A 14,200-nucleotide genomic window follows, 5' to 3' on the forward strand; every position below is an offset into this window, starting at 1 on the left:
CGATAATTACCAGTATATTTTAATCTAGAACGTGAGGTAAAGGTGTGTCGCCAGCGGGTTAGCGTGTGGTTTCGATGGCGGCTAGATGGTTTATGGGCACGAGCGCTATAGGCTCATCGCTACGTTGGGTTGCTGATCACAACCTGTATTCACGCAGTGTGGCAGAATAACAGAGACTACAGTATGCGGTATTACTCTGAAGCAGCTTTAGTTATCCCAACTCTCTTATAATGCTTTGGGTGTGCGGATAATAACCAATCATGGGGATAAGTTGGAGCTTGTCGAGCAACTGCACAGGCGACGCGATTGCTAGGTACAAATAAAGCGTCAGGTGAGTAAGTGCCCTTGCGTCTGGTTGAGTGCAACCATCCTAGTGGGGTGGGTCTGAGGATAAGCTGCACCTGTGTTACCTGCGTTACTCTGCAAACCGGTTCTGAATCGCCTTGACCCGATCTGAGTTACCGCTGAATCCTCATTATTGGAACATCGAAGAACTACTTAGACCCACCCCGCTGCTGATAGATAACCTGACAGTAACGATGGTTACGCAATATTGGCCGGTTCATCAGAGAGCAGCACCAGACTACCGCGTAACGCAATCTGGTCAGCCTCGGAGAGAGCCGTAAGCGTTGGATCGGACGGTAACGCCACGCCGTGCAGCAGCAGCAATGCCCGCAACGCCAATGGCCACATCGTATCGGCAGTTTCGGCAGGCGATGACTGATCACCGGTCAATCGTGGTTGATACGGGGTAGGGGAAGTATGGCGAGCGGCAGTCATGGATTCTCCTCTCTATACTGTAGTATAGGTAGTGTAGTCGGAAGTAGGCCTCTCGTCAAGCCGTTTCCCGGATCAATTCATCAATCCGCTCGAGCACGTAAGTTGGCCAGTATGGCGAGTGTTCAAGATCGGCACGCCGGCTATCTCCGGTTAACACCAATGCCGTATCCATACCGGCCGTGATCCCCATTGCAATATCGGTCATTAACCGATCACCGACAATAATACACCGTTCAGGTGGTAGGTTGATCAGTCTACTTACCGTGCGGGCCATAATCGGTGATGGCTTGCCGACGATCACCTCGCAACGGGTATCGGTACACGCCTCAATTGCAGCAATGATCGCCGCTGCATCTGGCTCGCCCCCACCCGGAACCGGGCAAAAGCGGTCGGGGTTTGTAGCGACAAGACGTGCGCCGGCCCGGATTGCATCGAAGGCAATCTGGAGTTTACGATAGGTAAACGTGCGATCAAACGAAGCGACAACAAAAGCGATCTCACCCGGTCGCTCACTCAACGGGAACCCAGCCGCCTCGAGTTCACCGATGAGTGGCGCCTCACCGACGACAAATAACGGTGCGCCGGGGGCATTAGCAAGCAACCATTCCACCATCACCGCCGAGCTATTGACAATCTCATGCTCATCGGCGTCAATGCCGAGACGCCGCAAACGCTCGGCGTATTGCCGGCGTGTTTTGGTTGGATTATTCGAGAGAAAGACGATCCGCCGCCCCTCACGGCGGAGTGTCACCAACAGTTCGGCAACACCGGGTAACAGGATGTCGCCGAGATAGATAGTGCCATCAAGATCAAAGATGTATCCATCGTAACGAGGAATGGGTTGCATGATGTCTCCGGTTGCGATCTCGATATCCTAAGCTTGATGGTACCATACCTTGGCGAATATAGATGCATTGGTCGCCTATAAGCCCAACATGTCGAGCATAGTGCGTAGATCGTCAATGTCTATCGGCTTATGGAGAAAGAGGTTTGCTCCGGCTGATACCGCATAACCTCCAACTGCTGGGTCGCCCGATATGAGTACCATCGGAATCATATACCCCTCTTGCCGTAGGGTATAGATCAAGTCAATACCGTCCATCTTTGGCATATGATAATCGGTAATGATCAGATCATACCAATGTTGGCGTGCCAGTTTCAGACCGTCGGCCCCGTTGTTTGCCATGTCGATCTTGGCGTTCCGTAGTTTCGCCATGAGACGCTGTAACGTTGATCGTGTGCTTGATTCGTCGTCTACAATGAGAATACGCATAATCGTCTCACATCTTATTTTCGTGCAATGTCACTTCATCAAACGAGAGAGAAGCTTAGATTTCCGTATGCCTGGCATAACACTCTGTTCATTTCTGATCTTTCAGGCACCAAGGTGTGATACGATTAAAAATACGTCATTGCAAATAAGGAGGCAGCACTATGCAACGACGTCAACGCCTCGGTGTAGTCACCGGTGGTTCGCTCCTCGAGGGCTTAACGGTGCGGCTCGATGCCGGTACTTCGGTTGAGGATGTGCGCGTTGGCAAGTTTGTTGTTGTGCAGGGTCAACGCTTCACCTTTTTTTCGATGGTAACGGATGTGCGACTCGGAGCGGCGACGCCGAAGGTCATGCTCGATCCGCCACCGGCTGATGAATTCTTCGCTAATGTGCTGAGTGGAACTACTACGTATGGTGAACTACGGCTCGATCTGCGGCTGATGTTGCCGCTCGACGGGAGTACCGAGCTATTACCGGTTAAGACGGTCCCCCACCATTTTGCGCCGCTGTTCGAGGCGAACGCAGAAGATTTTCAGCATGTCTTTGGGCGCGAAGAGGGGAGTCAGTTTATGATCGGCTCTCCGCTCGATATGGATGTGCCGGTTTGTATCGACCTCAATCGGTTGGTCGAGCGCTCGAATGGAGTGTTCGGGAAGAGTGGTACCGGCAAGAGCTTTCTGACCCGCCTCTTGGTCTGTGGGGTTATTCTGAGCGACGTGGCTTCTAACCTTATATTCGATATGCACGACGAATACGGATGGGCGGCGCGCTCAGAAGGGGCACATTTCGTTAAGGGATTGCGCCAGCTTTTCGGTAGTAAGGTGTTGCTGTATGCGCTGGCCGGTGGGGCGTTTGATCGCAAATCGATAGATGGGGAGATTGTGATTGGCTACGATCAGATCGAACCTGAAGATGTACTGTTGCTCAGTGAAGAATTGAATCTCAACCCTACCGCCGCCGAGACGGCTGAATTGTTGGTTGATGCCTATGGCGCCGACTGGCTTGCTCAGCTTTGGCAGATGGATCAAGCCGATCTCAAGACCTTTGCCGATGAGAAGAGTGCGAGCCTCGCCTCGTTGAACGCACTCAAGCGTAAGACGTTACAACTCAAACGTTTGGGTTTTGTGCGCGAGCGTGCCGATCTGTCACCGATCGATCATCTCATCAATGCCCTTATGGCCGGGCGGCACGTGGTGCTAAGTTTTGGTCGTTACGACGATCCCTTAGCATACATGCTGGTCGCCAATGTCCTAACCCGGCGGATTCATCAACGCTGGCGCGAACAGACCGAGCAGTATCTTCATTCAAAACTTGAATCTGATCGACCACGCCCATTGATGATTACCATCGAAGAAGCTCATAAGTTTCTCAACCCACGCCTTGCCCGTCAGACCATCTTCGGCGCGATTGCACGCGAGATGCGCAAATACAGCGTGACGCTACTGGTCGTTGATCAACGACCTTCATCGATTGACAGCGAGGTGCTGAGTCAGCTTGGTACTCGAATTACCGCGCTGTTAAGCGATGAACAGGATATCGATGCCGTGTTCACCGGCGTCGGTGGTAGGAACCGACTACGCATGGTGCTGGCTAATCTCGACACCCGCCAGCAAGCTCTCGTGCTTGGCCACGCTGTTCCAATGCCGGTAGTGGTACGAACACGACCCTATGATGAGACCTTTTATCGCTTCATCGAGCAACGCACACGCCGGGCGCGTGATATGGTCACGGCCCAACGAGAGGCCGATGAGCTATTCCCCGATTAAACGCTGACATCAGCCTTGCTACGGTCCGTAGGGAAACTGACCACTGCCACTAACTAACTCGCCGGGTGATAAACCACCGGACGAGAGGGTCGTAAATTGTACCGTCTCGGTGAGTGTATTGCCGTAGATGTCGGTGACTCGCAAGATGAAAGGACCACCTTCGCCGCCGGTACACTGACACTCACGGATGAAGTAGTTATAGGGCGTTCGGTTGAGTTGCACCCACTGCCCTTGCGGTGTACGATACTCGAGTGTGGCAATCGGGTTTCGGTGACGGCGCACCTGAAAAGCTAACCACCACGGATTACTGCCATCTTTGAGATGAAATTGCACCGGATCGGTAAGAGGCGGACTGATCACCCGCCACGTGATCGGCACGCGCCCCCACGCTCGCGGCGCAATACGCTCGAACGCCTCAGGGCTGAGATCGAGATGATTGAGGCCACAACCGGGATTATCGGGACATTCATCGACAATCCGTACTACAACGCTTCCTTGTGGCCCAAACACCTCAACATACGCACCGCAATAGTCGGCGTTACCATAATTGAGATAACTGATTGCCGCCACCATCCGATCACCGGGGATAGGATCGAACAGACATGCACCGCTACCATCGGCTTCAAGATAGAACGTGGCCTCACCGCTCATCAGCGGGTTTTGGCCTATGCGCATCACCAATGGCAGATGAACTCGGTATGGCAACTGCGCGAAGGTTACGGTAGTAAGGAGCAGCAGCACAATACTGATTCCACTAACGACCGGCGTTCGTCGTTTCATAGGTAACATCTTTCGACGGAGAGCCACATGGTGTTAGATACCGTAGCAGTATCCCTTCATGTGACTCTTGTTCTGCTATTCTGCATGATTATGAAACTGATACACCGAACAACTGCTCAAGCCGATCAACGTAAGATGCCATCACTGCAAAGGTCTGCTCAACCGGTTCGGGTGAAGTTAGATCAACACCGGCACGTCGCAACGTATCGAGCGGAAAACGTGAACCACCGGCTTTGAGAAATTCGTTGATGTAGCGATCGGCGGCATCGGCATTACCGGCAAGGATAGGTGCGGCCAGCGCGTGGGCACCGGCAATACCGGTTGCATACTGATAGACATAGAAATTGGCGTACAGATGGGTAGAAAACTGCGCCCACGTATTACCGACGCGCGCCCGATCCACGACGACCTCGCTACCATACCCCTCAGCAAAGAGATCGGCCATCAGCTCGTTAAAGATGGTCGCGGTTAACGGTTGACCGCGTTCAGCGCGCTGATGGATAGCCAACTCAAAGCGAGCCAGCGTCGGCATAATGAAGAAATAGCGATGGAAGTTCGCCATCGCCTCTTCGATTAAGCCGATCTGGGCATTGCGGTCGGTTAACGTTTGGAACAGATACGCGCGCACCAACGCCTGATTGAAATTCGAGGCTACTTCTGCCAGGAAGAGACCATAGTTGGTATAGATCACCGGTTGGGTACGCCGAGTATAGTACGAATGCATCGAGTGACCCAACTCGTGGGCAAGAGTACTAAGGCTGAAGATATCATCGTTGTACGACATCATAATAAACGGGTGGGTACCCGGTGCACCGGTTGAGAACGCCCCGGCCCGCTTGCCCCGATTGGGATAGACATCAACCCAACGCTGTTCGCGCAACCCGCGCCGCATAATCTGGACATATTCATTGCCCAGCGGAGCCATACCGGCGCAGATCCAATCAACAGCTTGCTCGTAAGGCACGACAAGTGGGGTCGCTAACGGCGCTTTGGTATCGTAAACATGCAATTCATCGACACCGAGGGCCGCACGACGTACCCGCCAATACCGGTGCCAGATCGGTACATGACGCTCGAAAGTAGCGATCAGGTTGTGAAAGACCTCAAGTGGAATAAAATTCGGCTTCAGTGCGGCTTCAAGAGCCGAGGCATACCGATGCGCACGGGCAAGAAAGACATTCTGTTTGACGCCGGCGGCTAAGCACTGGGCCATCGTATTTTCGACGGCAATGTGCGCATCAGCATACCCTTCCCACGCCTGCTTACGCAAGGTGCGATCGGGATGGGTAATGAGTGCATTAATCGTGCCTTGCGTAATCTCATACGCCTCACCATTGCTGTCGTAGGCGAGGGGAAAGCGTAATTCAGCATTGGCCAATACACCGTGGACTGCACTTGCCGCAGCGAACGGATCGCGTACCTGCCCCAACAGCTCTTCCACTTCGGCAGAACGCACGTGAGGAGCACGAGCGATCAGGCGTTCAAAATAGTGGCGGTAAGTTGCCAGATACTCATCTTGATCCGCCCAGGCCAACAACTGATCGGCACCGATGGCCAACAACTCAGGCTCACCAAACGCCAGTGCTGCACTCGCTCGGGCTTGCAGCCCAATTGCCCGATCACGCATTGCACTCGCTTCACGGTCATTGGTATCGACGGTATAGAACATCGTGGCAAAGACGGTAATTTGGCCGACGTTGCGCATAATCGTCTCGCTCAGGCCGAGAAAGTCGGCAATAACGGGTGTGCCCTCGTGTAACCGACCACGAAACTGAGCAGCACGTGCAATGAGCGTATCAACCTCGTCAATGGCCGCTTCCCATGCAGCTTGTGAAGGAAAGATACTAAACGGATCCCACTTGTACTGCTCTGGAATCTCACTGCGTTCGCGAACGGTCTGCATTGCTATTAGCTCCTATGATACGATACGGTTCGGGAGTATTATATCCCCTATACGATTATTTCACCATTACTCAAATCGGAGGATGCTTGTATGTCACTTGAACAACGTACATTACTGCTCAATCGTTTTAATCGAATTACCGAAATGCCAATGCTCTTTTTATCGATCTGCTTTCTCGTCATTTTCTTTTTAATCGAAAACAGGACACTCAGCACCATAACTACACTTGTTCTCGATGGCATACTCTGGATCATTTGGGGAATATTTGGAATTGAACTTCTGATCAAATGGTATCTATCTCCCGATCGGGTAGCTTACATTCGTGCGAACTGGATCGAGATAGTGATGATCGCAATTCCATTTCTGCGCCCATTACGGCTCTTATGGCTCCCGATCATTCTCACCCGGCTCTGGCGACAATCGCGCCAAACCTTACGCCAACGCATGCCGGCGTTTATTGGCATCACCAGTCTCATCGTTGTGTTAGTGGCAGCCACCCTCATGTTCGTTGCTGAACAGGGTAGCGGTGGCCCTATCGCCTCGTTTGCCGATGCCATCTGGTGGGCGCTGACCACTATTACAACAGTTGGGTATGGCGACACCTATCCGGTAACAGCGTTGGGGCGCGGCGTGGCAGTCTTTCTGATGCTAGCCGGTATTTCGTTATTTGGGTTGCTGACCGCGAATATTGCCGCTTTGTTTGTTGAGGACGAAGCGGTTGATCGCCAAAGAGAAATGCTCACCGAGATTCAGCAACGCTTAACGCGCATCGAGCAACTATTAGCGCAACGGGTTGGTGTGGAAGAACAATCGTGAAGAAGGGATTGGCGGGGCTGGCGCGACTCGAACGCGCAACCATCGACTTAGAAGGTCGGTGCTCTATCCATTGAGCTACAGCCCCGCACGCTCATTACTATACTCAGACTACGCGATTTTGGCAAGCGTAATTGGGCAATAGAATGCTCAATTCGCGGCAATTTGCTCGAAACCGAGTTGGTAGGTACGCATTGGGATATCGCCCAACCGGGCCGGCCAACGTCCCGTTATTGCTTGGGTAATCTTGCCGGCGTGTTCGTGGCAGTTCTCAATGAAGAGGGTATAACGCTGTTGAATACCGGCCGCTACCGTACCGGCTAAATACAGACCGGGAACGTTCGTCTCCATTGTGACCGGATTATATTCCGGCACGCGGTTCGGTCCGCGCAAGACAACTCCAGCCTGTTCAAGCAATCGCTGATCACCACGAAAACCGGTAGCGAGCAAGACAAAATCGGTCGGATAGTAGAACTGCTCGGTTGTGGGCTGACCATCGTCATCGGTACAAGCCAACGTCACCCCACCGGGATCAATCGCAACTGGCGTCGTATTCGGCAAAAACCGGATCGTCCCGGCTTCAACCTGCGCAACAAAATCGGGTAACAACCAATGCTTCACCCGCTTATCATCAAGCCGAGCGCGCCGGTAGGATAACGTTACCTGGGCGCCGGCCCGCCAGCAGCGTAACGCTGCTTCGACCGCCGAGTTCTTACCGCCAACGATCAACAACCGGCGGCGAAAATAATCGTGCGGATCACGGAAATAATGGCTCACATGGGGCAAATCCTCACCGGGAATATTGAGACGGTGGGGGAAGTGCATATCACCGATCGCCAACACCACACGACGCACACGATAACTCCGTGGCCCGGTCAGTGGCTTCGTTATGAGCGTAAAGCCTTCGTCATCGCGTTGCAATGAGCTAACCGGCTCATAACTCTGCACGTGGAGATCGAACAACTCCACAACCGATCGCAAATACGCTAAGTACTCTTCACCGGTAATCCGTTGCTGATGATTATTGGGAATAGGTACGCCGGCAATCGCCAGTCGCTCGGTTGTGCTGAAAAAACTCGTATTGCGCGGCCACCACGTCATCGTATAACCGATCTGGTGCGCATCAAAGTGAATGTAGTCAACCCCAGCCTGCTTCAAGCAGACTGCCAATTCTAGACCGATCGGACCAGCGCCAACGATCGCCACGTCGTGGGTCGATGTTAGCGGAAGGTCAGTACATGTCATAGGTCATCTCCTCCGAAATAGAGTAACGTCGGTGCATTACTCAACCGTGCCTCGGTTACGCACCATGAGTATGATACTGCAAACGCGCTATCAAATGACACCTACCGGAGCATGAGCTTTCGCATCTCTGCGCCTTTGCGCCTTTGCGCCTTTGCGTCTTTGCGCCTTTGCGCCTTTGCGCCTTTGCGTTTACACGTGAACACGTGTGCAAAATTTCCTATTGACACAAACGTTCGAGTATGATATGGTAGAACTGTAGTACGAGCGAGTACGTGTAAGGAAGAGGAGGCTCTTATGCTGACCACAGTGGACATTCCCCAGGCCGATGTACTTTGGGACGTAGCGCGTGTTGCAGAAGCGATTGCACGCGGACGAGTCACGGCAAGCGAAATCGGTGAATACATTGGAGCCAAAGGTCAGCGACAAGGCCTCTACTACATGCAAGCAGCGAGGATCATTGGCCTGATCGAAATCGGCGAGCAGACGGAAACGGCACAACTAACTAAATTTGGGCTAGCCTTCACCCGCTACAACCGTGCCGATCAACGGGCTGCACTGCGCCGTCAACTGCTCCGTTACGAACCCACTCGTTCAGTGATTGCCGCCCTCCGTGATCATCCCGAAGGCCTCTCCCGGGCAGATGTCGCGCGAATCCTCCAACAACTCGCCCCACTCGCCGAATCAACTGCACTGCGGCGAGCCGCCACTGTTACTTCATGGCTAACCGAAATCGGGCTAGCCGACTGGCGCGAGGATCGACTGTACTACTGTGGTCCAGCATTACCTGTACAACGTTCACCAGCACGCAATACTCTCTCCTTCGCCACCGGGCTATAAGTGCAGGGTGTGATAGAGTGAAAGCCCACCATTGACGGATAAAGCAAAGCATTGTTGGAGGGGGATACAGCAAACGCCGAAGGTTGATAGAGTGAAAGCCCACCATTGACGGATAAAGCTCTAAAGCGTGCCTTCGACGGATAACACCTTCACGATGGTACGATAATTAGTCCCATCGTAACGCCATAACCGTTCATCCGGATCGTTCGCACGACGGATCGCCACGCAAATTGCTACTTGCAATTCTTCAGAAGTATGGTATAGTGAAGAAGTCAATCAACGTCGTGTGCTGCGAGACCGGCATCAGAGAACTCTCCAGGGGTTAGGTCGATCGGCAGTGCTTCATCGCTCGAAGCAAGTACGTTGTCGATCGCCTGAGCGAACGTGCGCTAAGCGATTAGCGGCGGCGGCTGTACGAGAGGTCTGTGATAGCCGGTTTTGACATGCATGGACGTGTGTCGAACCAAGTCTCTGTGGAGTAGAATGCAATGTTAGTGAAACTGTTCGTCGGAAACTTGCCGTGGAGTGTTGGCGATGCTGAGCTGGGTGCGATCTTCGAGCCGCACGGCGAAGTACAGAGTGCGCGCGTCATCAATGACCGTGATACCGGTCGGTCGCGTGGCTTCGGATTTGTTGAGATCGAAACCAATAATGTCGCCGGTGTGATCCGCGCAACCGACGGCCTTGAGATTGGCGGGCGCAATCTGCGTGTGAACGAGGCAGAAGACAAACCGCGCAGTTCATCGCGTGGTGATTTTCGCCGTCGCTATTAATTCGGTCTAGAGGGTGAGCATCTTTGCCACCCTCTCAGCGCAACGATACGTCTAGAGAAAAAGAGGGGTAGTACACATCTACCCCTCTTTTCGTATCTACTTGATCGTCTGCTTGAGCCGCTCGACTAGTTCAATATAACGCTTCATTGCCTCTTCAGCCGTCACGCCTTTTAGTTTCGTCCAAGCATCATACTTCAGCCGACCGGTCATATCGAGCACTCCCGGGCGCGTACCCTGTACATCGCCGACGGTTGCCTGTTTGTACAGGGCGTATAGTTGCAACAACGTCTCATTATCGGGCCGGCGGGGCAGTTCCTGTACCTCTTGAGCGGCTCGTTCAAAAGCTGCGCGTCGATCGCTCATGTTGATCTCCTCACTCAGATTCGGATAACGGCTGTATCGTACCACATTCCACTGCGTTAAGGAGTGCAGCATACTTATTCATCGCGCAGTGCAATTGCCGGGCTGATCCGACTCATACGCAATGCCGGCCAAATTCCGGCCAATAATGCGGCACTAATTGCAACGGCGAACGCTTGAGCGAAGAGTAACGGATCAACCGCTAATTCAAGCGTCCAACCAAATGAACGCTTGTTGATCACGTAGGTCAGCACGAGCGCCAACACCAAACCGAGTGGCGCAGCCAACACACCGGCGGCTAATCCCATCAACCCGGTTTGGCTCAGCACCGATCCCCAAAGTTGGCCAGGCGTGAGGCCAACGGCTCGCAAGACACCAAGCTCGCGCGTGCGCTCAAGTTGTAACGCCATCAGCGCACTCAAGATACCGATGAATGCAACAATGGTCGCCAGTAGTTGCAAGACCGATGTAATCGCAAAGGTGCGATCAAAGACGACTAACGTCCCTTCACGCAATGCTCGACTCGAATTGACCAACACCGTCCCGTACCCAGCACTCACCAAACGGACCTGCTCGATGACGGTATCGACATCGTAACCGTCACGCACATAGATGGCCAGCGACGAAAGAGCCGGATCGTCCCACAATGCACGATACGTCGCAGCATTGATCCGTACCACGCCCCGATCGGAGGTGTAGTCGTAGTAGACACCGGCAATTGGCAGTTCACGGAGACCGCGATCGGTATGCAGCGTGAGCGTATCACCGACCCCCAAACCACTACGGAAAGCGAGCGGTTCGGAGATAAACACCGCACCGCGTTCCCATGCTTTCCATGCGGCATCGTCGCCCCCTTGCTGAAAGCGCAGCGCACGCCGACCACGCTCGGTTGCACCATCAATGGCAACCAGCGTGGTTGGTCCGGTTGGTAGGTCAATTTGAACACTTCGGAACGTCGTAATTGCCTCGACTGCCGGCAATGTTGCTAACGCAGCCGGTAATGTCGGATCGAGCGTCGTATCGATCCGATTTGCCACATTACTCGGTGGCGAGAGATAAATATCGGCTATCAGACTCTGTTCAAGCCAATTGATCACCGTTTGGCGAAAACTGCCGATCATAATGCCCACACCGATAGTCACCGAAACGGCAACCATCAGTGCTGCAACCGCCACCGCAGTCCGCGAAAGACTAGCCACCACATCACGGGCAGCCATCCGCCCGAGCAAGCCCAGGACGCGGCCCAATACCGGTCGGATGACAAACATCAGACCAACCAGTGCGACGGGCGTCAGCAATGCTGATCCGATGACAAGAGCGAACAAACCGGCAAAAGCCAGATACAAACCGGTTGTCCCGACAGTTGCCGGCAATGCCAACAAGACACCTCCGCCGGCCAATAATCCCACGCCGGCTATGGCCAATCGCGGCGTTGCACGTCGCACCCGCTCTTCGATACTCGAACGTCGCAACACGGTGCGTGGTGGCGTATACATCGCTTCAAGGGCCGGAGCCAGTGCCGCCGCGAGTGTCGCCACGATCCCAAGAACAGCACCCTTCACCAGCACGAACGGCTCAAGACTCAGATCGCGAACCGTCACAACAAAGTACAGATCGTTGATTGTCTGCGTCACCAGACCAACCAAACCGCGACCCAGCACAATACCGAGCGTCAAGCCACTTGCCACTCCCAGCAAGCTAATGACGAATGCCTCGGCCAACACCAGAACAGCCAATTGCCCGCGGCTCACGCCAACACAGCGCAGGGTACCGAGCAATGTGCGACGCTGCACCACACTGAACGTCATCGTATTGTAGATGAGAAACATACCGACGATCAGAGCCAACAGACTAAGCGCTGTCAGATTTAGCTCGAATGCAGCCGTCATTTGTTGCAACGCACCTGCCCGTGCTGCAACCGGATGCACCGTCACCCCCGCAGGTAAGAGCGATATCAGTGATTCCAGAGCAAACGCTGGCGGGACAATCAGATCAACTCGGCTCAAACGACCGGTAGTTGCCAATAATTCTTGCGCACTGGCAATATCAACCACGATCAAACCGTCCAATGCGCGTCGGCTGAGATCGTCAGCCGGATCAAGCACCCCAACGACTCGAACCGTTGCCGAACGGGCACCGATCTGGATCGACAGAGTATCGCCCAATTGTAAACCGGCCCGTTCGGCGTTGGCGCGCGACAGCAAGGCTGCCCCCGGCTCGATCAATAATGCCGCCAGATCAACAGTACCATCGGCAGCAAAGTAGGGACGAAACGGTGCTTCGGCAAATGGGTCAACGCCGAACAGTTGATAAACACCGGGACCCAGCGCCGGTGCGGTGACGTAACCTTCGACGATTGGAGCGGCAGCTAAAGCGGGCAATTGCCGGCGTAATGCGGTGTAGACGGTTTCGGCCAATCCTGTTGGGCCACCAACAATCTGGTGGGTAGCCTGACCGGCCACCGTATCACCGGCAAGTTGAAACGCGCGTCGAGCACTGGCATTTGCCAAATCGATGGCAACAACTACAGCCACCCCTAACGCAACACCCAACACGCAGAGCATCATCTGCCACGGGTGGCGAAGAATCCAACGCAGCGAACTGCGAGCAAGCATGGAAGCTTCTCTCTAGGGTACACGACCAATAGGAATTGCACGAGGTAAACGATGACCCTCGCATTAGCGAGGGACTTCGATCCGATTGAGGATACGCCCTATCGCCATATCGGCATTCAAGCCCTCAATTTCAGCTTCTGGCCGCAAAATAATGCGGTGGCGTAGGACCGGACGGGCTAAGGTTTTGACCTTATCAGGTGTAACGTATGCACGGTCGTTGATCGCCGCCAGTGCCTTCGCCGCCAATAACAACGCGATCCCGGCTCGCAACGATGCACCCACGAGCAATTCAGGACTCGTGCGAGTTGCCTGCACAATCGCGACAATGTAGTCGAGAATACCTTGTTCAACCTGAACCTGGGCGATCTCGGCTCGACAGGCGCGCAAGCTCTCGGTGGTGACAATGGGTTGGAGACCGGCGGCAGCTAACTGATGCGCATCAAAACCAAGATGGTAACGTTGCAACACTTCTATCTCAACCTCACGCGGTGCGTAGTCCATGACGATCTTGAACAAAAATCGGTCGAGTTGCGCCTCCGGCAATGGATAGGTACCTTCGTATTCGACAGAGTTCTGGGTCGCAATCACGCAAAACGGCTCTGGTAATGGTAACCGTTGCCCTTCAATCGTCACTTGCCGCTCTTCCATCGCCTCAAGCAACGCGCTTTGAGTTTTTGCCGGAGCACGGTTAATCTCATCGCCGAGCAAGACTTGGGTAAAGATCGACCCCTGTCGTAACCGGAATTGACCACTGCTCAGATCATACACTTGCGTCCCGATCACATCTGCCGGCATCAAATCAGGTGTGAATTGGATACGACGAAACTCGGCCTGGATCATCTGGGCCAATGTCTTCGCCATCAATGTTTTGGCGGTACCAGGGAGGCCTTCTAACAGCACATGACCGTTGCTCAACAGCGCCGTCAATAATAATACCAATATCTCATCCTGCCCAACCAACGCCTTACGCGCTTCAGCGAGCAACGCCGAGGCTAGCTGTGCTGTCTGCATGAGGCGTACTCCACCATTCCATCACCTACTGAATATCGTACCAT

13 protein-coding genes and 1 tRNA gene are annotated in these 14,200 nt (G+C 53.8%); 4 read left to right on the forward strand and 10 right to left on the reverse strand.

The features are described 5' to 3' along the window. Positions 1-543: 543 nt before the first annotated feature. From ACP5OT_RS02405 to ACP5OT_RS02415, 3 genes are all read right to left on the reverse strand, one after another. Positions 544-780, reverse strand: a complete 237-nt coding sequence (locus ACP5OT_RS02405) for a hypothetical protein (RefSeq protein ID WP_424674766.1) — start codon at positions 778-780, stop codon at positions 544-546. Between the two features lie 55 nt (positions 781-835). After that, positions 836-1,627 carry an HAD-IIA family hydrolase gene (locus ACP5OT_RS02410; protein ID WP_424674765.1) on the reverse strand — a complete coding sequence of 264 codons (792 nt, stop codon included), beginning with the start codon at positions 1,625-1,627 and terminating at the stop codon, positions 836-838. Between the two features lie 75 nt (positions 1,628-1,702). Next, entirely contained in the window at positions 1,703-2,053 is a 351-nt protein-coding gene (locus tag ACP5OT_RS02415; RefSeq protein WP_424674764.1) for a response regulator, read from the reverse strand. A 161-nt stretch (positions 2,054-2,214) separates the two neighbouring features. Here ACP5OT_RS02415 and ACP5OT_RS02420 point away from each other — a divergent pair, with 161 nt between their 5' ends. Then, entirely contained in the window at positions 2,215-3,819 is a 1,605-nt protein-coding gene (locus ACP5OT_RS02420; protein ID WP_424674763.1) for a helicase HerA domain-containing protein, read from the forward strand. Positions 3,820-3,837: 18 nt separating this feature from the next. On the opposite strand, the gene ACP5OT_RS02425 is transcribed toward ACP5OT_RS02420, so the two are convergent. Together ACP5OT_RS02425 and pepF are read right to left on the reverse strand one after the other, a co-directional pair. After that, positions 3,838-4,599: an expansin EXLX1 family cellulose-binding protein gene (locus tag ACP5OT_RS02425; protein WP_424674762.1), complete on the reverse strand. Its 762-nt coding sequence runs from the start codon at positions 4,597-4,599 to the stop codon at positions 3,838-3,840. Between the two features lie 88 nt (positions 4,600-4,687). Continuing rightward, entirely contained in the window at positions 4,688-6,502 is a 1,815-nt protein-coding gene (pepF, locus tag ACP5OT_RS02430) for an oligoendopeptidase F (RefSeq protein ID WP_424674761.1), read from the reverse strand. A 90-nt stretch (positions 6,503-6,592) separates the two neighbouring features. Between pepF and ACP5OT_RS02435 the strand changes: the two genes are divergently transcribed. Beyond that, the gene (locus tag ACP5OT_RS02435; RefSeq protein WP_424674760.1) at positions 6,593-7,318 is read left to right on the forward strand and encodes a potassium channel family protein; all 726 of its coding nucleotides are present in this window, start codon (positions 6,593-6,595) and stop codon (positions 7,316-7,318) included. 9 nt (positions 7,319-7,327) lie between these two features. Here ACP5OT_RS02435 and ACP5OT_RS02440 read toward each other — a convergent pair. Together ACP5OT_RS02440 and ACP5OT_RS02445 are read right to left on the reverse strand one after the other, a co-directional pair. Continuing rightward, positions 7,328-7,403 (reverse strand) — tRNA-Arg (locus ACP5OT_RS02440). A gap of 62 nt (positions 7,404-7,465) precedes the next feature. After that, entirely contained in the window at positions 7,466-8,560 is a 1,095-nt protein-coding gene (locus ACP5OT_RS02445) for an NAD(P)-binding domain-containing protein (protein WP_424674759.1), read from the reverse strand. A 294-nt stretch (positions 8,561-8,854) separates the two neighbouring features. Here ACP5OT_RS02445 and ACP5OT_RS02450 point away from each other — a divergent pair, with 294 nt between their 5' ends. After that, entirely contained in the window at positions 8,855-9,397 is a 543-nt protein-coding gene (locus tag ACP5OT_RS02450; RefSeq protein ID WP_424674758.1) for a DUF7226 domain-containing protein, read from the forward strand. Between the two features lie 488 nt (positions 9,398-9,885). Then, complete coding sequence (locus ACP5OT_RS02455) at positions 9,886-10,170, forward strand: RNA recognition motif domain-containing protein (RefSeq protein ID WP_012615442.1); 285 nt, start codon at positions 9,886-9,888, stop codon at positions 10,168-10,170. A 96-nt stretch (positions 10,171-10,266) separates the two neighbouring features. Here the strand turns inward: ACP5OT_RS02455 and ACP5OT_RS02460 are convergent, their stop codons facing one another. The 3 genes from ACP5OT_RS02460 to ACP5OT_RS02470 all read right to left on the reverse strand — a co-directional run bounded on the left by ACP5OT_RS02460 (position 10,267) and on the right by ACP5OT_RS02470 (position 14,156). Continuing rightward, the gene (locus ACP5OT_RS02460; RefSeq protein WP_428131214.1) at positions 10,267-10,533 is read right to left on the reverse strand and encodes an acyl-CoA-binding protein; all 267 of its coding nucleotides are present in this window, start codon (positions 10,531-10,533) and stop codon (positions 10,267-10,269) included. Between the two features lie 74 nt (positions 10,534-10,607). Further along, on the reverse strand, positions 10,608-13,145 hold the full coding sequence (locus tag ACP5OT_RS02465; RefSeq protein WP_428131216.1) for an FtsX-like permease family protein: 2,538 nt from the start codon (positions 13,143-13,145) through the stop codon (positions 10,608-10,610). A gap of 63 nt (positions 13,146-13,208) precedes the next feature. Continuing rightward, a complete protein-coding gene (locus ACP5OT_RS02470) occupies positions 13,209-14,156 on the reverse strand; it encodes an AAA family ATPase (RefSeq protein WP_428131219.1) in 948 nt (315 codons plus the stop codon). Positions 14,157-14,200 lie beyond the last annotated feature (44 nt).

This window comes from Chloroflexus sp., from assembly GCF_049970315.1.
In the GTDB taxonomy this organism is placed as follows: domain Bacteria; phylum Chloroflexota; class Chloroflexia; order Chloroflexales; family Chloroflexaceae; genus Chloroflexus.